We start from the raw sequence: 21,440 nt of genomic DNA on the forward strand, positions 1-21,440 counted from the left end.
TAGTCTCGTCCAGTCAGGGCACCTAGGTTGAGGGATTCACGTGGCAGAGGCGGAGCGCATCATCGGTACGCCGGACATCCCAGACGCGGCCGGCCCGGAGCGGTCCGACGGGCGGGCCCCCGTCGAGGGCGCCGGAGCCCAGGGGCCGGGTTCCGGCGCCGCCGAGCGCCCGAGGGGCAGGCGCCGGATCGCCGTCCTGTTCGCGGTGGCCGCCTTCGCGTACGCCCTCGACCTGGTCAGCAAGCTGATCGTGGTCGCCAAGCTGGAACACCACGAGCCGATCGAGATCATCGGGGACTGGCTGAAGTTCGAGGCGATCCGCAACCCGGGTGCGGCCTTCGGCTTCGGTGAGGCCTTCACCGTCATCTTCACGGTGATCGCGGCCGCGGTGATCGTGGTGATCGCCCGGCTCGCCCGCAAGCTCTACAGCCTGCCCTGGGCGATCGCCCTCGGCCTGCTCCTCGGTGGTGCGCTCGGCAACCTCACCGACCGGATCTTCCGCTCGCCGGGGCTGTTCGAGGGCGCGGTGGTCGACTTCATCGCGCCCAAGCACTTCGCCGTCTTCAACCTGGCCGACTCGGCGATCGTCTGCGGCGGCATCCTGATCGTGCTGCTGTCCTTCCGCGGTCTCGACCCGGACGGCACCGTCCACAAGGACTGACATCACCGTCCCCCAGAACTGAGGTCGCCGGGGGTTGTCCACAGGCTCGTAGCAGGGTGCGGGGACCCGTCCGGCATACTCGACGGGTGAGCACGCTTCCCGAGATCCGTACCCTGCCCGTGCCCGACGGCCTGGAGGGCGAGCGCGTCGACGCCGCCATCTCCCGCATGTTCGGCTTCTCCCGCACCAAAGCCGCGGAGCTGGCCGCGGCGGGCAAGGTGCAGGTCGACGGTGCGGTGGTCGGCAAGTCGGAGCGGGTGCGTGGCGGTGCCTGGCTCGAGGTCGAGATGCCGCAGGCGCCCGCTCCGGTGCAGGTGGTCGCCGAGCCGGTCGAGGGCATGGAGATCGTGCACGACGACGAGGACGTGGTCGTGATCGTCAAGCCGATCGGCGTCGCCGCGCACCCGAGCCCCGGCTGGACCGGCCCGACCGTGATCGGCGGCCTGGCGGCGGCCGGCTACCGGATCTCCACCTCCGGCGCCGCCGAGCGCCAGGGCATCGTCCACCGCCTCGACGTCGGCACGTCCGGCCTGATGGTGGTGGCCAAGTCGGAGTACGCGTACACATCGCTCAAGCGCCAGTTCAAGGAGCGCACGGTCGACAAGCGCTACCACACGCTCGTCCAGGGCCACCCCGACCCGACCAGCGGCACCATCGACGCCCCCATCGGCCGCCACCCCACTCACGACTACAAGTGGGCGGTCACGGCCGAGGGCAAGCCCTCCGTCACGCACTACGACCTGCTGGAGGCCTTCCGCTCGGCCTCCCTGCTCGACGTCAAGCTGGAGACGGGGCGCACCCACCAGATCCGCGTCCACATGGCCGCCCACCGGCACCCGTGCGTCGGCGACCTGACGTACGGGGCGGACCCGACGCTCGCCAAGCGGCTCGGCCTGACCCGCCAGTGGCTGCACGCCGTACGGCTCGGCTTCGAGCACCCGGGGGACGGGCGGTGGGTCGAGTTCGAGAGCGCCTACCCCGCCGACCTGCAGAAGGCGCTGGACAAGGTGCGTGAGGAGAGCTGGGCATGAGCGCCGGGAACGCCGGGTACGCCGTGCGGATCGCCGAGGAACCCGCCGACCGCGAGGCCTGCCTCGCGGTCCGCAAGGAGGTCTTCGTCCGCGAGCAGGGCGTGCCCGAGGACATCGAGTACGACACCTACGACGCCGGTGCCGTGCACGTCCTTGCCGTGCGGGAGGACGGTGTCCCGCTCGGTACGGGCCGGCTGCTGTACGGGGAGGCGGCAGCCGCCAAGAACGGCGGCGACGCGTCCGTGGGCTCGCTCGGGCGGCTCGCGGTGACGCGGGAGGCGCGCGGGCTGGGGGTCGGCGCGGCTCTGGTGCGGGCCATCGAGGACGCGGCACGCGCCCGTGGTCTGACGGCGGTGGACCTGCACGCGCAGACCCAGGCGCTGGGCTTCTACGAGCGGCTGGGCTACGTGGCGTACGGGCCGGAGTTCCCCGACGCGGGGATACCGCACCGATCGATGCGGCGCTCTCTGTAGTGAAGCGGGAAAACGGGTGAGAAGGGTGGCGTGGCAGGCTTGAGACCTGCTGTGTGAACGTCGAACCTCCCGGAGCGCTCACCGTGGACCAACTGGCCCTGTTCCTGCTGCTGTTGCTCGGGGCCGTGGTGAGCGTCCCGGTCGGGGACCGGCTCCGGCTGCCGGCGCCGGTGCTGATGACCCTGCTCGGGATCGTGCTCGCCCTGCTCGACTTCGTGCCCAACGTCAACATCCCGCCCGGGCTGATCCTGCCAGCGCTGCTGCCGCCGCTGCTGTACGCGGCCGTGCGCCGCACCTCGTGGCGGCAGTTCGCGGCCAACAAGCGGCCCATCTTCCTGCTGGCCGTCGCGCTGGTGTTCGTCACCACCGTGTGCGTGGCCGCCGTCGCCCACGAGGTCGTGCCCGGGCTGCCGGTAGCCGCGGCCGTGGCCCTCGGTGCCCTGGTCGCCCCGCCGGACCCGGTCGCGGCGACCGCCGTCGCGGGACAGCTCGGGCTGCCCCGCCGTCTGGTGTCGATCCTGGAGGGCGAGGGCCTGTTCAACGACGTCACGGCGATCGTGCTCTACCACGTCGCGATCGCCGCCGCCGTCAGCGGCACGTTCTCGCTGCCGCACGCCCTGCTCGAACTGGCGCTCTCCGCCGTCGTCGCCCTCGCCGTCGGGCTCACCCTCGGCTGGGCCGCCAACAAGCTGCTCGACCTGCTCGGCGACGCCACCCTGCAGATCGGGCTGACGCTCCTCGTGCCCTATGCCTCCTACGTCCTCGCCGAGGAGCTGCACGGCTCCGGTGTGCTGTCCGTGCTGATCACCGCACTGTTCCTGGCGGAGTACGCCACCGATCCGGACGACGTGATGATGCGGCTCGCCGGGCACACGTTCTGGGACGTGGTGGACACCCTGGTCACCGGGATCGCGTTCGGGCTGATCGGGCTCGAACTGCACCACGCGATCCGGACCGCGTCCGGGCGGTGGGGCGAGATGCTCGGCTGGGCGGCCGCGATCGTGGCCGTCGTGGTGTTCGTCCGCCTCGCGTGGCTGCTGCCCGCGACCTGGCTCACCAAGCGGCTGCACGCCAAACGGGACTACGACGAGGAGATCCCGGTGTCCTGGCGGGAGACCGTCGTCATGTGGTGGTCGGGGATGCGGGGCGTGGCGTCGGTGGCGCTGGCCCTGGCCGTTCCGCTGACCATGGGCGACGGATCGCCCTTCCCCGGCCGGAACGAGATCGTCTTCATCGCCTTCGGGGTGATCATCGCCACGCTCGTGCTCCAGGGGCTCACACTGCCCTGGCTGGTGCGGAGGCTGAACGTGCGGTCCGACACGGAGAGCGAAAAGGAGTTCGAGCATGCGCTGGCGGTCCGCGCGGCCAAGGCGGCCAAGCGCAGGCTGAAGGAGATCGAGCAGGTCGAGGAACTGCCGGACGAGCTGTCCGAGCAGTTGCTGCGGCGCGCCTTCGACATCGGTGCCCGCATCAGCCCCGACCTCGGGGACGAGGAGCGGCGCGAGGCGTACGAGCAGCGGGCCCGCCGCATCAAGCGGCTGCGCAGGATCCACGGGGAGATGCTGAGCGCGGCACGCCACGAGGTGCTCGCGGCACGCAGCGAACCGGGTGCGGACCCGGAGATCGTCGACCGGGTGCTGCGCCACCTGGACGTCCGCAGCCTGCGCTGACACCGGCCTCCGGGGCCGCGACCCGCCCGGCAGACCAACCGCCCCATCGCAAGCGGCTTTTGTACGATCGGATCATGACGCGCAACGTGGTGATCAGTGGCGGTGGCACGGGAATCGGGCTCGCGGCGGCGCGGGCCTTCGCGGCGGACGGGGACCGGGTGCTGCTGCTCGGACGCCGGGCCGAGGTGCTCGAGAAGGCCGACGTGCCCGGGGCGCTCACCTACGCGGCCGACCTGAGCGATCCGCACGCCGTGCGCGGGGCGGCCCGGTTCGTGGCCGACGAGCTGGGCACCGTGGACGTCCTCGTGAACAGCGCGGGCGGCAGCGGACTCCTGGAGCCGAAGGCCGACGCGGAGGACCCGCTCGAAGCCGTGGCGCACACCTGGACCGTCAACTTCCGGCTGAACGTGCTGACGGCGGCCCTGCTCACCGAGGCCCTGCGGGATCGGCTCGCCTCCCCCGGAGGCCGCGTGCTGTTCCTCAGCTCCATCGCCGCCTACCGGGGTTCCGGCAGCGGCGCGTACGCCGCCTCCAAGGCCGCCCTGCACCCCTATGCGTTCGATCTGGCCCGGGAGCTGGGGCCGCGGGGCATCACGGTGAACGTGGTCGCGCCCGGCTATGTCGAGGACACCGAGTTCTTCGGCGAAGCGATGGACCCGGCGCGGCGGGAGCGGCTCATCGCGGAGACGTCCATCGGCCGTGCCGCCACGCCCGGCGACGTCGCCGCGACCCTGCACTGGCTGGCCTCCCCCGGCGCCCGCCACATCACCGCGCAGGTCATCCAGGTCAACGGCGGTGCGGAACGCGGACGCTGACGCGGGCGGGGGTCAGCCCCGGCCCGCCCGCTGCCGCTCGTACGCCTTGTGGAACTGTCCGTCGCGCATGGATTCACCGTTCCAGCCGGGCGGAGGTATGGCGCCCGCAGTGTTGACCCGTGGCAATGCGTAGGGATGCTCCTCGGCCAGCCAGCGGATGAGCTCCTCACGCACCGTGACCCGGACCGTCCAGATGTCGTCCGCGTCCTTCGCGGTGACCAGCGCGCGCACCTGCATGGTGTTGGGCGTCGAGTCGGTGACCTGGAGGCCGTAGGCGCGGCCGTCCCACGCCGGGCAGTGGCGCAGGATGTCACGGAGTTTGTCGCGCATCGCCTCCACGGGCGCGGTGTGGTCGACGTGGAAGTAGACGATGCCGGTCATCTGGGCGCTGCCGCGCGACCAGTTCTCGAAGGGCTTGGAGGTGAAGTACGACACCGGCATGGTGATCCGCCGCTCGTCCCAGGTGCGCACGGTCAGGAACGTCAGGGTGATCTCCTCGACCGTGCCCCACTCCCCGTCCACGACCACCGTGTCGCCGAGCCGCACCATGTCGCCGAACGCGATCTGCAGCCCGGCGAAGAGGTTGGACAGCGTGGACTGCGCGGCGACACCGGCGACGATGCCGAGGACGCCGGCCGAGGCCAGCAGTGAGGCGCCGGCCGTCCGCATCGCGGGGAACGTCAGCAACATCGCACTGGCCGCCACCACCCCGACGATCGCGTACACCACCCGCATGATCAGCGTGACCTGGGTGCGCACGCGCCGGACCCGGGCCGGGTCGTGGTGGGCGCGGGCGTAGCGGCTGTACGTCGTCTCGACCACGGCCCCCGCGATGCGGATCACCAGCCAGGCCGCGGAACCGATCAGTACCAGGGTGAGCGTCCGGCCGATGCCGACCTGCTGGGCCTGGAGCACCTTCGCCTGGTCGTAGGAGCCCCTCAGCAGGGCCGTGCCGAGCACCAGCTGGTAGGGGATGCGGCCGCGGCGCAGCAGACCCCACAGGGGTGTCTCGGGGTGTCGGGCGTTCGCCTTGCGCAGCAGGACGTCCGTGCCCCACCCGATGAGCAGGGTGAGTCCGACCGTGCCACCGAGGACGATCACTGGGCGCAGTACGTTCTCCATCCCTGGAACGTAACCAGTGGGGCGCGCCGTGAACCTGTGGCCAAGAACACCCGGGAACGCGCAGCGTACGGCGTTGTCCGTCACGGCTGGCACGATGGGCTCATGAACATCATGCTCTTCCACTCGACGTACGGACTGCGGCCGGCCGTCCGGGCCGCCGCCGACCGGCTCCGCGCCGCGGGGCACGAGGTGTGGACACCCGACCTGTTCGACGGCCGGACCTTCGGGACCGTCGAGGAGGGCATGGCCTTCAAGGACGAGATCGGCAAGGAAGAGCTGCTCAAGCGGGCCGTCCTGGCCGCCGCGTCCTACTCGGAGCGAGGGCTGGTGTACGCCGGGTTCTCGCTCGGCGCGGCCACCGCGCAGACTCTGGCGCTCGGTGACCACAAGGCGCGCGGGCTCCTGCTGCTGCACGGCACCTCGGACATCGCGCCGAACGCCTCGGTGGACGACCTGCCGGTCCAGCTGCACGTCGCCGAGCCGGACCCGTTCGAGACGGACGACTGGCTCAGCGCCTGGTATCTGCAGATGGGCAGAGCGGGCGCGGACGTGGAGATCTACCGCTACGCCGGCGCGGGCCACCTGTACACCGACCCGGAACTGCCGGACTACGACGAGGAGGCGGCCGAGGCCACCTGGCGGGTGGCGCTCGGCTTCCTCGACAGCGTGGAGACGGCCCCGTAAGACGTTAAGGCGTTACACCGGGTCGTACGTCCGCTCCACCTGCTGCGTGCCGCTGAGCGTGCGGTAGGACCGCACCCAGGACGAGCCGGCGCTCGCGCTCGTACGGTCGGACAGGACGTAGTAGTCCATCTGCGCGCGCTCGGCGGTGATGTCCAGCACGCCGTATCCGTGGCGGTCGGTGTCCACCCAGTGGACGTGCCGGTTGGCCGCCCGGATGAGCGGCGCGGCCACCGCCGAGACGGTGCCCTCGGGGACCTTGACGATGTCGTCGAGGTTGTCGGAGGTGACCGAGGTGACCACGAACTCGGTGGCGGCGGACGGGGAGAGCGGGTAGGTGCCGGCGTCGACGGGGACGTCGTTGGCCCAAGCCATGTGGATGTCGCCGGTCAGGAACACGGTGTTCCTGATCGCGTTGCTCCGCAGATGGGCGAGCAGTTCACGACGGTCGTCGGTGTAGCCGTCCCACTGGTCGGTGTTGACGGCGATGCCCTCCTGCGGCAGCCCCAGCAGCTTGGCCAGCGGCTTCAGCAGGTCGGCGGAGAGCGAGCCGATGACGAACGGCGCGATCATCACGGAGTTGCCGACCAGCCGCCAGGTGGTGTCGGAAGCCGTCAACCCCGCCTTGAGCCAGTCGAGTTGGGCGCGCCCGGTGATCGTGCGGTCCGGGTCGTCGACGGAACCGCTGCCCGTGGACGCCTGCTGCGAGCGGAAGGAGCGCAGGTCGAGGAGGGTGAGGTCGGCGAGCCTGCCGAAGCGCAGTCGGCGGTAGGTGGTGCCCTCGATCGCCGGGCGGACCGGCATCCACTCGAAGTAGGCCTGCTTCGCCGCCGCCTTGCGAGCGGTCCAGGTGCCCTCGGCGCCCTCGGTGTGGTTGACCGCGCCGCCCGACCAGGCGTTGTCGGCGAACTCGTGGTCGTCCCAGATGGCGACGACCGGTGCCTTGGCGTGCAGGGCCTGCAGGTCGGGGTCGGTCTTGTACTTCGCGTGCCGGATCCGGTAGTCGGCGAGCGTGATGGTCTCGTTCGCCGGGGCGTGCGGACGCACCACCGAGCCACGGGCCGCGTACTCGCCGCTCTTGTACTCGTAGATGTAGTCGCCGAGGTGGAGCCACGCGTCCAGGTCGCTGCGGGCGGCGAGGTGCCGGTACGCCGCGAAGTAGCCGGCCTCCCAGTTGGCGCAGGAGACCACGCCGAAACGCAGCCCGGACACGGCGGCGTCGGCGGCCGGCGCGGTGCGGGTACGGGCGACGGGGGAGTCGGTGCCGCCCGCGGAGAAGCGGAACCAGTAGTCCGTGGCCGGTTCGAGCCCGCGGACGTCGGCCTTCACGGTGTGGTCCGAGGCGGCGGTCGCGGTGACGGACCCCTTGGCGACGACGGTCGTGAACGTCTTGTCCCTGGCGAGCACCCAGTTCACCTCGGTGTCGGGACCGAGCCCGGAGCCGGGAGTCGCCTCGGCGGTGGGTGTCACCCGGGTCCACAGCAGGATGCCGTCGGGCAGCGGGTCACCGGAGGCCACGCCGTGCAGGAAGGCGGGGGTGTCGGTGGCGGCACGGGCGGGAAGGGCGGCGGCGAGCGGGGCGCCCAGGACGGCCGTCGCCGCCGCGGCCTTGACGACCGTACGGCGGCGCGGGGACACGGAGTTGACGCTCTGGGATGATCTGTGTCGACTGGTCACGGGCGAGCAGACTACTGACCGGTACGCACAAAGTGCGGGCGAACACGGAAAGTTCGCCCGCACGTTGTCCGCCTGATCGCTCAGGCCCGCCCGAATGAGCCGGTCAGGACTTCAGCGCGTTGTCGATCGCCGTGTTGAAATCGGCCACGGTCATCGGCGCGTTCTGCCCGTCCGGGCCGGTCAGCTTCTTGCCGTCCATCTTCAGGGTGGGCGTGCCCTGTACCCCGCTCTTGTTGAAGACGTCGGACATGTCCAGCGCCCACTTGTCGTAGGTGCCGTCCTTCACCGCCTTCTGGAACGCCGCGTTGTCCTTCAGGGCGGGGACGGTGTTCGCGACCTTGATCAGGTAGCTGTCGTCCTTGAACTTGTCCTGGGTCTCCTCCGGGTGCCACTTCGCCGAGTACAGCGCGGTCTTGTACTCGAGGAACGCCTCGGGGCTGACGTTCAGCGCGGCACCCATGGCGCTCAGGGCGTTCTTGGAGCCCTCGCCCTGGGTGTTGGTGTCGATGAACGTGGCACCGACGTACTGGATCTTGAACTTGCCCTCGTCGAGGTCCTTCTTGACGGTCGAGCCGACCGTCTGCTCGAACTGGGCGCAGATCGGGCAGCGCGGGTCCTCGTACATGACCAGGGTCTTCTTGGCGCTGCTGTTGCCGATGACGACGGTGGTGCCGTTCGGACCGGAGGTGTGGGCCGGCGCGACGAGCTGGTCGCTCTTCGCGGCCTCCCAGTGGCTGGGCTTGTTGTTCTGTACGACGGCGTAGCCGACGCCGCCGGCGACGGCGAGTACGGCGACGACCGACCCGGCGACGATCAGCTGCCGCTTGACCTTGTCGCGCTTGGCCTGCCGCTCGCGCTCGATGCGCAGCCGCTCACGGGCCGCCGTCTTCGCCGACTGGCTGTTCCGCTTGCTCATGGGTGATCTCCTGAAGGACGCGCATCGTCATTGCGCGGAACTCGAAAGTGGGGACTGGTCGTGCTCGGGGGCGTCGCCCGGATCAGGGCGAGTCGCTCAGATCCAGGGCGGTTCGCTCAGATGAGGGCGAGAGAGCACGGCGGTCCACGCCGTCCCAGGGAGTGCACGAAGAGGCGGGTGCGCAGGGCGGTGATCCGGGGCGCCGGGCGCGGCACCCGGCCGACCGGCGCGAGCCGTACGGTCACCGCGGCGACCGCGAGCAGCAGCGGCCGGAACGTGGTCGCGGCCACCGCGCCGAGCAGCTGGGCCAGCGCCCGCTCGCCGCGGCGCAGCCAGGCGGCGGCCAGCAGTCCCACGCTCACATGGGCGGCGAGCAGCAGCCATGCGGTCGCCGGGTCGGCGTGCGCCAGCAGCGCGGCGACCCGGTCGCCGCCGGTGCCGGTGACCCGGCTGAGCGGGGTGCCCACGTTGCCGCCGCTGCACAACACGTCCAGCCCCACCGAGCGCAGCGGGCCGGTGACCGGGCCGCCCGCCCTGCCGTAGCAGGCGTGCTGGCCCGTGGTGAACACCGTGTCCGCGGTCAGCTCCAGCGGGATCAGCAGGGCGGCGATCTTCCCGAAGCCGCGCTCACGGCCCGCCAGCGCGTACGCGACGACGAAGACGGCGGCGGCTATGGCGGCCACCGTCCCCATCGGCAGGGGGACCTCGGACAGCAGCACGTGCGACGCGGTGCTGAGGGTCACGACCAGTGTCGTGAACAGCGCCGCGCGCACGGCTCTGAGCTGGGTCCCGGATATGTCCATAGCAGAGGAGAGTGTGTCACGGGGTCCCGTAAGAGACCACTAAAGGATTGCTGTGCCGGTCGTGGTTGCCGTGCCGGACGGACTGCTGTGCCGGCCCCGTTCCGTCACAGACCCGGAATGCGGCCGTTGCGGAAGAGGTCCACGAAGATCTGGTGGTCGGTACGCGCGCGTGCCCCGTAGGTGTGCGCGAAATCCACCAGCAGGTCCCCGAAGCCGTCCTCGTCGGCGGCGATCGCCGCGTCGATCGCCCGCTCCGTGGAGAACGGCACCAGGGACTCGCCGGAGGTGTCGTCCGCCGCCGCGTGCATGGCGGCCGTGGCGCGGCCCAGGTCGGCGACGACCGAGGCGATCTCCTCCGGGTCGTCGATGTCGCCCCAGTCCAGGTCCACCGCGTACGGCGACACCTCGGCGACCAGCTGGCCCGCGCCGTCCAGCTCGGTCCAGCCCAGCCACGGGTCGGCGTGCGCCTGCAGGGCGCGCTGGGAGATCACCGTGCGGTGGCCCTCGTGCTGGAAGTACTCGCGGATCACGGGGTCCGTGATGTGCCGGGAGACGGCCGGGGTCTGGGCCTGCTTGATGTAGATCACGACGTCGTTCTCCAGGGCGTCGCTGTGGCCCTCGAGGAGGATGTTGTACGACGGCAGGCCGGCGGAGCCGATACCGATGCCGCGGCGGCCGACGACGTCCTTCACGCGGTAGGAGTCCGGGCGGGCCAGGGACGTCTCCGGAAGCGTCTCCAGGTAGCCGTCGAAGGCCGCGAGCACCTTGTAGCGGGTGGCCGCGTCCAGCTCGATGGAGCCGCCGCCCGGCGCGAAACGGCGCTCGAAGTCACGGATCTCGGTCATCGAGTCCAGCAGCCCGAAACGGGTGAGCGAGCGGGCGTCGCGCAGTGCGTCCAGCAGCGGGCCCTGGGCGGTGTCCAGGGTGAAGGGCGGCACCTCGTCGCTCTTGGCGCCGGTGGCCAGGGCGTGGATGCGCTCGCGGTAGGCGGCGGTGTAGATGCGCACCAGCTCGGTGATCTGGTCGTCGCTGAGCGCCTTCGCGTACCCGATCAGCGCCATGGAGGCGGCGAAGCGCTTCAGGTCCCAGGTGAAGGGGCCGACGTACGCCTCGTCGAAGTCGTTCACGTTGAAGATCAGGCGGCCGGTGGCGTCCATGTAGGTGCCGAAGTTCTCGGCGTGCAGGTCGCCGTGGATCCACACCCGCGAGGTGCGGTCGTCCAGGTACGGGCCGCCGCGCTTGTCCGCGTCCAGGTCGTGGTAGAAGAGGCACGCCGTGCCCCGGTAGAACGCGAACGCGGAGGCCGCCATCTTGCGGAACTTCACGCGGAACGCGGCCGGGTCGGCGGCGAGCAGCTCGCCGAAGGCGGTGTCGAAGACGGCGAGGATCTCCTCACCGCGTTGCTCGGCGCTGAGCTGCGGAACCGACATCGCTGGGTGCCTCCTGAGACAGGTGGTGCGTGACGTTTGGGATGATCTTCTCTCACACCAACGTCCGGCGGTGTGGGGGAGTGCCCACGTTTTCTCCGCATGAAGGTACGCGCCGCAGCCCGCGGAGTGTCAGTGCCGAGGCATAGACTTCGACGCTGTCCCCCAGACTGTCCGCAACCGGTGGGACACCCGTCGACGTATGTTTGGCCTGGAGGCTACAACCGTGTCAAAGCCGCCGTTCACGCACCTGCACGTCCACACCCAGTACTCGCTGCTGGACGGTGCCGCGCGGCTGAAGGACATGTTCAACGCCTGCAACGAGATGGGCATGACGCACATCGCCATGTCCGACCACGGCAACCTCCACGGGGCGTACGACTTCTTCCACTCCGCGAAGAAGGCCGGAATCACCCCCATCATCGGGATCGAGGCGTATATCGCCCCCGAGTCCCGGCGTAACAAGCGCAAGATCCTCTGGGGCCAGCCGCACCAGAAGAAGGACGACGTCTCCGGTTCCGGCGGTTACACCCACAAGACGATGTGGGCGGTGAACAAGACCGGCCTGCACAACCTCTTCCGCCTGTCCTCCGACGCGTACGCCGAGGGCTGGCTGCAGAAGTGGCCCCGCATGGACAAGGAGACCATCGCCCAGTGGTCCGAGGGCATCGTCGCCTCCACCGGCTGCCCCTCCGGCGAGGTGCAGACCCGGCTGCGCCTCGGCCACTTCGACGAGGCCCTGAAGGCCGCCGCCGACTACCAGGACATCTTCGGCAAGGACAAGTACTTCCTGGAGCTGATGGACCACGGCATCGAGATCGAGCGCAGGGTCCGCGACGGCCTGCTGGAGATCGGCCGGAAGCTCGGCATCCCGCCGCTGGTCACCAACGACTCGCACTACACGTACGCGCACGAGGCCTCCGCCCACGACGCGCTGCTGTGCATCCAGACCGGCAAGAACCTCTCCGACCCGGACCGCTTCAAGTTCGACGGCACCGGCTACTACCTGAAGTCCACGGAGGAGATGTACGCCATCGACTCCTCGGACGCCTGGCAGGAGGGCTGTGAGAACACCCGGCTGATCGCGGAGATGGTCGACACCGAGGGCATGTTCGTCAAGCGCGACCTCATGCCCAAGTTCGACATCCCCGAGGGGTACACCGAGGTCACCTGGTTCCAGGAGGAGGTCCGCCGCGGCATGGAGCGCCGCTACCCGGGCGGCATCCCCGAGGACCGTATGAAGCAGGCCGAGTACGAGATGGACGTCATCATCCAGATGGGGTTCCCGGGCTACTTCCTCGTGGTCGCCGACTTCATCATGTGGGCCAAGAACCAGGGCATCGCCGTCGGTCCCGGCCGAGGCTCCGCCGCCGGCTCGATCGTCGCCTACGCCCTCGGCATCACCGACCTCGACCCGATCCCGCACGGCCTGATCTTCGAGCGGTTCCTCAACCCCGAGCGCATCTCGATGCCCGATGTCGACATCGACTTCGACGAGCGCCGGCGCGTCGAGGTGATCCGGTACGTGACGGAGAAGTACGGCGCCGACAAGGTCGCCATGATCGGCACCTACGGCACCATCAAGGCCAAGAACGCGATCAAGGACTCCGCGCGCGTGCTCGGCTACCCGTACGCGATGGGCGACCGCATCACCAAGGCGATGCCCGCGGACGTCCTCGGCAAGGGCATCCCCCTGTCCGGCATCACCGACCCGAGCCACCCCCGCTACTCGGAGGCGGGCGAGGTCCGGTCGATGTACGAGAACGAGCCGGACGTGAAGAAGGTCATCGACACCGCACGCGGCGTGGAGGGCCTGGTCCGTCAGATGGGCGTGCACGCAGCCGGTGTGATCATGTCCAGCGAGACCATCACCGAGCACGTCCCGGTCTGGGTGAGGCACACCGACGGCGTGACCATCACCCAGTGGGACTACCCGAGCTGTGAGTCGCTCGGCCTGCTGAAGATGGACTTCCTGGGCCTGCGCAACCTCACGATCATGGACGACGCCGTCAAGATGGTGAAGGCGAACAAGGGGATCGACATCGATCTCCTGAGCCTCCCGCTCGACGACCCCAAGACCTTCGAGCTGCTCCAGCGCGGCGACACCCTCGGCGTCTTCCAGTTCGACGGCGGCCCCATGCGCTCGCTGCTGCGGTTGATGAAGCCCGACAACTTCGAAGACATCTCCGCCGTGTCGGCCCTGTACCGCCCGGGCCCGATGGGCATGAACTCCCACACGAACTACGCGCTGCGCAAGAACGGGCAGCAGGAGATCACGCCGATCCACCCCGAGCTGGAGGAGCCGCTCAAGGAGGTCCTGGACGTCACCTACGGCCTGATCGTCTACCAGGAGCAGGTGCAGAAGGCCGCCCAGATCATCGCCGGCTACTCGCTCGGCGAGGCCGACATCCTCCGCCGCGTGATGGGCAAGAAGAAGCCCGAGGAGCTGGAGAAGAACTTCGTCATCTTCCAGGCCGGTGCCCGCAAGAACGGCTACAGCGACGAGGCGATCCAGGCGCTGTGGGACGTGCTGGTCCCGTTCGCCGGCTACGCGTTCAACAAGGCGCACTCGGCCGCGTACGGCCTGGTCTCCTACTGGACCGCGTATCTGAAGGCGAACCACCCCGCCGAGTACATGGCCGCGCTCCTCACCTCCGTGAAGGACGACAAGGACAAGTCGGCCGTCTACCTGAACGAGTGCCGCCGCATGGGCATCCGGGTGCTCCCGCCGAACGTCAACGAGTCCGAGTCCAACTTCGCCGCGCAGGGCGACGACGTGATCCTCTTCGGCCTCTCCGCGGTGCGCAACGTCGGGTCGAACGTCGTCGAGTCGATCATCCGCTGCCGCAAGGCCAAGGGGAAGTACGCGTCCTTCCCGGACTACCTGGACAAGGTCGAGGCGGTCGTCTGCAACAAGCGGACGACGGAATCGCTCATCAAGGCCGGCGCCTTCGACTCCCTCGGCCACACCCGCAAGGGCCTGATGGCGCAGTACGAGCCGATGATCGACAACGTGGTCGCGGTCAAGCGCAAGGAGGCCGAGGGCCAGTTCGACCTCTTCGGCGGCATGGAGGAGGAGAGCAGCGAGCCCGGCTTCGGCCTCGACGTCACCTTCACCGACGAGGAGTGGGACAAGACCTATCTGCTCGCCCAGGAGCGGGAGATGCTCGGTCTGTACGTCTCCGACCACCCGCTCTTCGGTCTGGAGCACGTGCTGTCCGACAAGGCCGACGCGGGCATCGCCCAGCTCACCGGCGGCGAGCACGCGGACGGCGCGGTCGTCACCATCGGCGGCATCATCTCGGGCCTGCAGCGCAAGATGACCAAGCAGGGCAACGCGTGGGCGATCGCCACGGTCGAGGACCTCGCGGGCTCCATCGAGTGCATGTTCTTCCCGGCGACCTACCAGCTGGTGTCCACCCAACTCGTCGAGGACGCCGTGGTGTTCGTCAAGGGCCGCCTCGACAAGCGGGAGGACGTACCCCGGCTGGTCGCGATGGAACTAATGGTTCCGGACCTGTCCAACGCGGGCACCAACGCGCCCGTGGTGCTCACCATCCCGGCGGTGAAGGTCACCCCGCCCATGGTGAGCCGCCTCGGCGAGATCCTCAGTCAGCACAAGGGCGACAGCGAGGTGCGGATCAAGCTCCAGGGGCCGCGCAAGACGACGGTCCTGCGCCTGGACCGCCACCGGGTCAAGCCGGACCCCGCGCTCTACGGCGACCTGAAGGTCCTGCTCGGCCCATCCTGCCTGGCGGGCTGATCACCCGGAGTGCCACAACAGGCAGCGCCACAAAAGGCAGCGCCACAACAGACAAGGGGGCGCACCCGAGCACGGGTGCGCCCCCTTGTTCTTTTTCAGCGTCAGCCCTCGCGCGCGGGCCTCGGCATCAGCTCTCGTGCGGGCGTCAGTTGTGGCCGAAGCTCTTCTGCTTCTTGCGGGTAACATCCGCCGGGCTGCCCGGGGCCTGCGCCATCGGAGACGCGTGCGCCTCCGCCGCGGGCCGCTGGGTGTGCTCCTGCGCCTGCTCGGCCTTGGGGGAGCGGTTCTGCGGGCCGGCCTGCTTGCGGTTCTTGTTCTTGGCCATGGTGATGCCTCCTGTGGGGACTAGGGGCCAGGGCCGGGACCAGATTCACATAGGCTGACATCAATCGCATGTCGGACAATTACCCTGCGTGACGCAGTCCTTCGCGGACCGGGCGCCCGATACGCCACGCCGAAGATCCAGTTCGGGCCGTTAACCTCACCGCCGTCGGGCAGACTCGAAGCAAGCCCGAAGCAAACCTCCCGGAAAGAGGGTGGATCGCGTGGACCGCTGCATCGTCCTGGTGGACGCCGGGTATCTGCTCGGGGCTGCCGCCAGCCTCCTCGCCGGGGAACCCTCGAGGTCCCGGATCACCGTCGACCACGCCGCCCTCATCCAGGGACTTCGAGAACGCGCCGAGGACGACACCGGGCGGCCACTGCTGCGCATCTACTGGTTCGACGGCGCTCCCGACCGCGTGCCGCAGCCGGAGCACCGCCGGCTGCGTGTGATGCCCCGGGTGACCGTGCGCCTCGGCGCGCTGACCCGCAGCGACGGGCGCTGGGCGCAGAAGGGCGTCGACGCCGCGATGCACGCCGAGCTGACCGAGCTGGCCCGCAACCGCGCCTGCTCGGACGTCGTGCTCGTCACCGGCGACGGCGACCTGCTGCCGGGCATGATGGCCGCCAAGGAGCACGGGGTGGCCGTCCACCTGTGGGCCGTCCAGGCCGCCGACGGCGACTACAACCAGTCCGAGGACCTGGTCGCCGAGGCCGACGAGCGCCGCGTGCTCGACCGGGCGTGGATCACCCAGGCCGTGCGGCCCAAGGAGCCGGGCGGGGTGTGCGCGCCGCCGCCCGCGCCCCGGCCGGAGATCGCCGCGATCCTCTCCGCGCCGCTGCCCGAGTCGGCACTCACCGCTGCCGCGGAGCGGCCCACCGCCGAGCCGGCACACGTCCCGGCCGCCGCGTCGCAGAACGGCGCCCAGGAGCGGGTGCCGGTCACCAAGGGCGTACCGACCCCCAAGGACCTCGCCGCGCTGCGGGCGCCGCAGACCGCGCCGCAGCCGGCCGGGGCGACGCTGCGCTGGTCCTCCGACAAGGGCTGGGTGGACCGGCCCGTCGCGGCCGAGTCGCCGGAGGCCGCCTCGCTGCCGACGCTGGCGCAGCTGACCACCGCGGAGCAGCGGTGGGCCGACCGGGAGGAGGACATCACCACGGTCGGCGGCGACCCCTATGAGGTCGGGCAGGTCTTCGCCCGGCGGTGGATCTCCCGCCTGGCCGACCCCTCCCACCTGCAGAAGCTGTCGAGCATGTACCCGCGGGTGCCGCACCGCATCGACGGTGAGCTGCTGCGCTACGCGGCCCGCTTCGGCCTGCTCGCCCACAAGGACGACCAGATCGACGAACACGACCGGTACGCGATCCGGGCGGGCTTCTGGCGGGAGATCGACCAGCGCACGGCGGCGGAGGCACCCGCCGGCGAATGACACACCCCGCTCGCGACCGCGGTCTCGGCGGGCCCCGGGAACCGCTCGGCGGGCGGCACCCCTTACCCTCGTCCTTTGTGAGCAAGCGCAGCGCACCGGCACCACGGCACAGGGACGACGTCGTGTGCGCCGTGCGTGGGCTGAGCAAGACCTATCCGGCGGTGCGGGGGCGGCGCGGCGCGCCCGGCACGCCCGAGGTGCGGGCCACCGACGACGTACGGCTGGACATCCGGCGCGGCGAGATCTTCGGACTGCTCGGACCGAACGGCGCCGGCAAGTCCACCCTCGTACGCCAGTTGACCGGGCTGATGCGGCCCGACAGCGGAAGCGTCGAGATCCTCGGACACGACATCGTGCGCCACCCGGAGCGGGCCGCCCGCATCCTCGCCTACCTCGGCCAGGAGTCCACCGCCCTCGACGAGCTGACCGTCTCGCTCGCCGCCGAGACGACGGGACGGCTGCGCGGGCTGGACCTGCGGCAGGCCCGCGAGGAGCGGGACGCCGTGCTCGACGAGCTCGGGCTCACACCGATCGCCTCCAGGCCGCTGAAGAAGCTCTCCGGCGGCCAGCGGCGGCTCGCCTGCTTCGCCGCCGCCCTGATGGGGGAGCGACCGCTGCTGGTGCTCGACGAGCCGACCACCGGCATGGACCCGGTCGCCCGCCGCGCCGTGTGGGCCGCCGTGGACCGGCGGCGGGCCGAGCGCGGGACGACCGTCCTGCTGGTCACCCACAACGTCATCGAGGCGGAGACCGTCCTCGACCGGGTCGCCGTCCTCGACCGGGGCCGGATCATCGCCTGCGACACCCCGGCCGGGCTCAAGGAGCGCGTCGCCGGCGAGGTCCGCGTCGAACTCGTCTGGCGCGAGCGGGCGCCCCTGGACGTCCCGGAGGTCGCCGCGCTGCGCACCCGCGCCGTGGAGTCCGGGCGCCGCTGGTCGCTGCGGATGGCCCCCGAGGAGGCGCGCGCGGCCGTCGCCACCGTCACCGGGGGCGCCGCCTTCGCCGCCCTCGACGACTTCACCCTGGCCACGCCCAGCCTGGAGGACGTCTACCTGACGCTCGGCGGCAGCGCCCGGGGGCTGGTGAAGGCATGAGTACGGGGGTCGTCGTGTCCGTATGGAACTCCGGGAGGTGCTCCACGGGGGCCTCGGGGAAAACGAAGAGGAGCAGCGCGAGGTGAGTGTCGTACCCGCCGAGGTCCTGCCCGGCGCCCGGGCGACGGATGACGGTGCCGTGGACGGTGCCGCCCTCGGGTCGCGGGCCCGGCTGTGGCCCTCGCTCGCCGCCGTGTACCGGGCCCAGCTGTCCCGGGCGCGGGTCGCGCGGATACCGCTGCTGTTCGTCGCGACGTTCCAGTCGATCGGCATCATGATCATGATGCGCGGGGTGGTGAGCGGCGGCGGGAGCGACGCCTGGTCCGTGGTCGCCGGGTCGTCCGTGCTGGTGGTCGCGTACGTCGGGCTGAACCTGCTCGCCCAGTACTTCGGCCAGCTGCGCGGCAGCGGCGGACTCGACCACTACGCCACGCTGCCGGTGCCGGCCGCCGCGGTGGTGCTGGGGGCCGCGGCGGCATACGCCTCCTTCACCGTGCCCGGGACCCTGGTGACCGCCGTCTTCGGGTGCGTGCTGTTCGGACTGCCGCTCGCGCACCTGTGGATTCTCGCCGCAGTGATCCCGCTGGCCGGTGCCGCGCTGTCCGGGCTCGGCGCCGCGCTGGGGCTGCTCGCGCCCCGGCCCGAACTGGCCACGCTGCTCGGGCAGTTGGGCATGTCGGCGGCGCTGTTGCTGGGCGTGCTGCCACCGGACCGGATGCCGGAGGTCATTCAGGTCGTACGGGACCTGCTGCCGTCGACGTACGGGGTGGAGGCGTTTGCGCGGACCTTCGGCGGGCATCCGGACTGGGCGTTCGTCCTCGGCGACCTGGGCGTGTGCGCCGCCGTCGGGGTGGCCTCGCTGGCCATGGCGACCTGGGCGTACCGCCGGGCGGCCGTCCGGTGACGCGGCTGACAGACACGCCTGGCAGGATGTGAAGGTGACCGCTCCGTTGACTCCGCCTCCGCCGCCGCATGAACAGTCCCCGCACTCTTCGCACGAGGCCTGGCACGCCGTGTCCGAGCCCGTGGGGATCGGGCCCGTGGGGATCGGGCCCGGGCCGCACGGTGCCACGGCCGTGTACGGGGCCGACGGTCCCGGTATGAACACCGAGGTGCGCGAGGCGGCCGTGATCACGGTGGGCGTCGCGCTCGCCGGGGCGCTGCTCGGGGTGCTGTGGTGGTGGCTGGCGCCGCACGTGCCGCTGGTGGGGGACCAGGTCGACAACAGTTGGGTCGTCTACCTGAAGGACACCGAGGGGGAACAGGCGATCGGGGTGGACGGGACGTTCACGCTGCTCGCGGCCGGCTTCGGCGTGCTCAGTGCGCTGGTCGTCTTCCTGGTGCGCAAGCGGGGCGGGGTGCCGCTGGTGGTGGCCCTCTGCGTGGGCGGGCTGCTGGGCTCGCTGCTCGCGTGGCGCCTGGGGGTCTGGCTGGGGCCCACGTCCAACGTGATCGCGCATGCCAAGGCCGTGGGCAAGGGGGTGACGTTCTCCGCGCCGCTGAAGCTCGGGGCCAAGGGGGCGTTGCTGGCGTGGTCGGTGGCGGCGCTGGTGGTGCACCTGGGGCTGACGGCGCTGTTCGCTCCGCGGGATCCGGATCCGTACGGGGTGGCTGCGCCGCAGGCGTAGTCCGGCGGGTGCGCCGGAGGTGGTCTCGCCCCGCCGCCCCTACCCTTCCCGTCCCTGGGGGCTGCGCCCCCAGACCCCCGCTGTCGCCCTTGACGGCCTCGTCTCCGAACTCCCCCAAGCTCTTCGGGCATGCGGGAGCCCGGGATGGGCTGATTCCTGCTGGGTCGCGTCGGGAGGCGCGGGTCGGCGGGGGATCCGCCTGGGGTCTCGTCCTCAAGTTCCCCAAGCTCTTCGGGCATGCGGGAGCCCGGGATGGGCTGATTCCTGCTGGGTCGCGTCGGGAGGCGCGGGTCGGTGGGGGATCGGCCTGCGGTCTCGTCCTCAAGTTCCCCAAGCTCTTCGGGCATGAGGGAGCCCGGGACGGGCTGATTCCTGCTGGGTCGCGTCGGGAGGCGCGGGTCGGTGGGGGATCCGCCTGCGGTCTCGTCCTCAAGCTCCCCCAAGCTCTTCGAGCAGGGGGGCCTCCGGACGGGCTGGAAGCGCCCGTCCGGCCCCTTCGTGACGGACGGTGGTCACGCCGGCCGGTGGCCGTGGTTGGCGTGGCCCTTCTTCATGCGCCATTTGCGCTTGCGTGTCCTCTTCGACATGTTTCCGTACTAGCCGAGGACACGCCGCACGTCGAGTGGTCAGGCACGGGCGATCGGTGCCAGCGTCGCCTCCGTGAGCTTGGCCAGGTCCTCGGGGGACAGCTCCACCTCCAGCCCCCGGCGGCCGGCCGACACGCAGATCGTGGTGTGCGACGACGCCGACTCGTCCAGCACCGTGCGCAGCCTCTTGCGCTGGCCGAGAGGGGAGATGCCGCCGCGCACGTAGCCCGTCGTACGCTCGGCGAGCACCGGGTCCGCCATCGCCGCCCGCTTGCCGCCCACCGCCGTGGCCAGCGCCTTCAGGTCCAGGGAACCGGCCACCGGGACCACCCCGACCACGAGCGCCCCGTCCACGTCGGCCACCAGCGTCTTGAACACCCGGTCGGGGGAGACCCCCATCGCCTCGGCCGCCTCCTCGCCGTAGGACGGGTGGGACGGGTCGTGGTCGTAGGCGTGGACCGTGAACTCCACCCCGGCCGCCGTCAGGGCCACCGTCGCCGGTGTGCCACCCGGCTGCTGCTTCTTCGATTTCTTCGCCATCCGGCCGTTCCCGTTCCCGTTCCGTCCCGTTCCCCGGGGCGTTCGCGCGTCAGTTGAGACTCGTCGGCGTCCGCGTCAGCTCCGTCGCCGGCAACGACGGCAGGTTACGGATGATGGCCGTCTCCGCGCGAAGCAGTTTCAGCTCGTCGCGGAGGCGGGAGGCGGTGTCGGGCGCCTGCAGCAGCCGCTGCTTCGTCGGCGTGTCCAGCATCACCGCGGCCGCCACCAGGTACGACACCACGGCCGGTTCGTCCGGCAGGTCGGCGCCCGCCGACAGGGACCTCTCCCGCGCGCCCGCCAGCCGCTTCTGGTACTGCCTGAACGCCCGCAGCACCCCCTCGGCGAGCGCGCCCGCCTCGTCGCCCTGCTCCTCCGGCAGCTCCTCCAGCTCGGCCGTCAGATAGGGGCCGGAGGAGTCCACCGAGAGCACACGGACCCGGGTCGTGCCCGTCGCCAGGACCTCGAACGAGCCGTCGGCCCGCTCCCGGATCGTCGCAGCGTCCGCGATGCAGCCCACCGCGTGGAACGCCTTGGCCGGGTCGGCCCCGAAGCCGGCCGTGGGCCCGCGCTCGGGCACGGCCGTGGGGTCCGGCATGCCCGGCGCGCTCGGCGCCACCTCGTGGCCGTCGCGGATGGCGACGACGGCGAACCGGCGCGGTTCGTCCTCGGGGATCTTCAACAGGTCACGCATCAGGGCGCGATAGCGCTCCTCGAAGACGTTCAGCGGGAGCACGAGCCCCGGGAACAGCACCGAGTTCAGCGGGAAGAGCGGGAGCCGGACGGTGGTCACGACCCGAAAGC

At 70.8% G+C, this 21,440-nt stretch carries 19 protein-coding genes; 11 read left to right on the forward strand and 8 right to left on the reverse strand.

From position 1 onward, the window contains the following. Window positions 1-40: 40 nt before the first annotated feature. The 5 genes from lspA (at window position 41) to ACFYZJ_RS04600 (ending at window position 4,650) form a co-directional block, all read left to right on the forward strand. Window positions 41-661 carry a signal peptidase II gene (lspA, locus tag ACFYZJ_RS04580; protein ID WP_388562779.1) on the forward strand — a complete coding sequence of 207 codons (621 nt, stop codon included), beginning with the start codon at window positions 41-43 and terminating at the stop codon, window positions 659-661. Window positions 662-747: 86 nt separating this feature from the next. Further along, window positions 748-1,692, forward strand: a complete 945-nt coding sequence (locus ACFYZJ_RS04585) for an RluA family pseudouridine synthase (protein ID WP_388562781.1) — start codon at window positions 748-750, stop codon at window positions 1,690-1,692. Further along, window positions 1,689-2,165: a GNAT family N-acetyltransferase gene (locus ACFYZJ_RS04590; RefSeq protein ID WP_388562783.1), complete on the forward strand. Its 477-nt coding sequence runs from the start codon at window positions 1,689-1,691 to the stop codon at window positions 2,163-2,165. The genes ACFYZJ_RS04585 and ACFYZJ_RS04590 overlap by 4 nt, the downstream gene beginning before the upstream one ends. 83 nt (window positions 2,166-2,248) lie before the next feature. Then, on the forward strand, window positions 2,249-3,835 hold the full coding sequence (locus ACFYZJ_RS04595; RefSeq protein ID WP_388563372.1) for a Na+/H+ antiporter: 1,587 nt from the start codon (window positions 2,249-2,251) through the stop codon (window positions 3,833-3,835). A 74-nt stretch (window positions 3,836-3,909) separates the two neighbouring features. Next, entirely contained in the window at window positions 3,910-4,650 is a 741-nt protein-coding gene (locus ACFYZJ_RS04600; protein WP_388562785.1) for an SDR family NAD(P)-dependent oxidoreductase, read from the forward strand. A gap of 12 nt (window positions 4,651-4,662) precedes the next feature. Here ACFYZJ_RS04600 and ACFYZJ_RS04605 read toward each other — a convergent pair whose 3' ends face one another. Continuing rightward, window positions 4,663-5,772, reverse strand: a complete 1,110-nt coding sequence (locus tag ACFYZJ_RS04605) for a mechanosensitive ion channel family protein (RefSeq protein ID WP_388562787.1) — start codon at window positions 5,770-5,772, stop codon at window positions 4,663-4,665. Between the two features lie 102 nt (window positions 5,773-5,874). Here ACFYZJ_RS04605 and ACFYZJ_RS04610 point away from each other — a divergent pair, with 102 nt between their 5' ends. Continuing rightward, window positions 5,875-6,456: a dienelactone hydrolase family protein gene (locus ACFYZJ_RS04610; RefSeq protein WP_388562789.1), complete on the forward strand. Its 582-nt coding sequence runs from the start codon at window positions 5,875-5,877 to the stop codon at window positions 6,454-6,456. Between the two features lie 12 nt (window positions 6,457-6,468). Here ACFYZJ_RS04610 and ACFYZJ_RS04615 read toward each other — a convergent pair whose 3' ends face one another. The 4 genes from ACFYZJ_RS04615 to ACFYZJ_RS04630 form a co-directional block, all read right to left on the reverse strand. Further along, a complete protein-coding gene (locus ACFYZJ_RS04615; RefSeq protein ID WP_388562791.1) occupies window positions 6,469-8,130 on the reverse strand; it encodes an alkaline phosphatase D family protein in 1,662 nt (553 codons plus the stop codon). A gap of 103 nt (window positions 8,131-8,233) precedes the next feature. Continuing rightward, window positions 8,234-9,046 (reverse strand): DsbA family protein, encoded by an 813-nt coding sequence (locus ACFYZJ_RS04620; RefSeq protein ID WP_388562793.1) that lies wholly within the window; start codon window positions 9,044-9,046, stop codon window positions 8,234-8,236. Between the two features lie 116 nt (window positions 9,047-9,162). Then, window positions 9,163-9,849, reverse strand: a complete 687-nt coding sequence (locus tag ACFYZJ_RS04625) for a hypothetical protein (RefSeq protein WP_388562795.1) — start codon at window positions 9,847-9,849, stop codon at window positions 9,163-9,165. Between the two features lie 104 nt (window positions 9,850-9,953). Next, a complete protein-coding gene (locus ACFYZJ_RS04630) occupies window positions 9,954-11,279 on the reverse strand; it encodes a DUF2252 domain-containing protein (RefSeq protein WP_388562797.1) in 1,326 nt (441 codons plus the stop codon). Window positions 11,280-11,502: 223 nt separating this feature from the next. Between ACFYZJ_RS04630 and dnaE the strand changes: the two genes are divergently transcribed. After that, complete coding sequence (dnaE, locus tag ACFYZJ_RS04635) at window positions 11,503-15,039, forward strand: DNA polymerase III subunit alpha (protein WP_388562799.1); 3,537 nt, start codon at window positions 11,503-11,505, stop codon at window positions 15,037-15,039. 145 nt (window positions 15,040-15,184) lie between these two features. Here the strand turns inward: dnaE and ACFYZJ_RS04640 are convergent, their stop codons facing one another. Beyond that, on the reverse strand, window positions 15,185-15,364 hold the full coding sequence (locus tag ACFYZJ_RS04640) for a hypothetical protein (RefSeq protein WP_388562801.1): 180 nt from the start codon (window positions 15,362-15,364) through the stop codon (window positions 15,185-15,187). Window positions 15,365-15,584: 220 nt separating this feature from the next. Here ACFYZJ_RS04640 and ACFYZJ_RS04645 point away from each other — a divergent pair, with 220 nt between their 5' ends. From ACFYZJ_RS04645 to ACFYZJ_RS04660, 4 genes are all read left to right on the forward strand, one after another. Continuing rightward, window positions 15,585-16,790, forward strand: a complete 1,206-nt coding sequence (locus tag ACFYZJ_RS04645) for an NYN domain-containing protein (protein WP_388562803.1) — start codon at window positions 15,585-15,587, stop codon at window positions 16,788-16,790. 122 nt (window positions 16,791-16,912) lie between these two features. After that, window positions 16,913-17,884: an ABC transporter ATP-binding protein gene (locus tag ACFYZJ_RS04650; protein ID WP_388563374.1), complete on the forward strand. Its 972-nt coding sequence runs from the start codon at window positions 16,913-16,915 to the stop codon at window positions 17,882-17,884. Window positions 17,885-17,966: 82 nt separating this feature from the next. Continuing rightward, window positions 17,967-18,788 carry an ABC transporter permease gene (locus ACFYZJ_RS04655; protein ID WP_388562805.1) on the forward strand — a complete coding sequence of 274 codons (822 nt, stop codon included), beginning with the start codon at window positions 17,967-17,969 and terminating at the stop codon, window positions 18,786-18,788. A gap of 34 nt (window positions 18,789-18,822) precedes the next feature. After that, window positions 18,823-19,512 (forward strand): AAA family ATPase, encoded by a 690-nt coding sequence (locus tag ACFYZJ_RS04660; protein WP_388562807.1) that lies wholly within the window; start codon window positions 18,823-18,825, stop codon window positions 19,510-19,512. A gap of 626 nt (window positions 19,513-20,138) precedes the next feature. Here the strand turns inward: ACFYZJ_RS04660 and ybaK are convergent. Then, window positions 20,139-20,639, reverse strand: a complete 501-nt coding sequence (gene ybaK, locus ACFYZJ_RS04665; RefSeq protein WP_388562809.1) for a Cys-tRNA(Pro) deacylase — start codon at window positions 20,637-20,639, stop codon at window positions 20,139-20,141. 49 nt (window positions 20,640-20,688) lie between these two features. Continuing rightward, window positions 20,689-21,429, reverse strand: a complete 741-nt coding sequence (locus ACFYZJ_RS04670; RefSeq protein WP_388562811.1) for an LON peptidase substrate-binding domain-containing protein — start codon at window positions 21,427-21,429, stop codon at window positions 20,689-20,691. Between the last annotated feature and the right edge of the window lie 11 nt (window positions 21,430-21,440).

Source organism: Streptomyces sp. NPDC001848 (genome assembly GCF_042891915.1).
Lineage (GTDB): Bacteria > Actinomycetota > Actinomycetes > Streptomycetales > Streptomycetaceae > Streptomyces.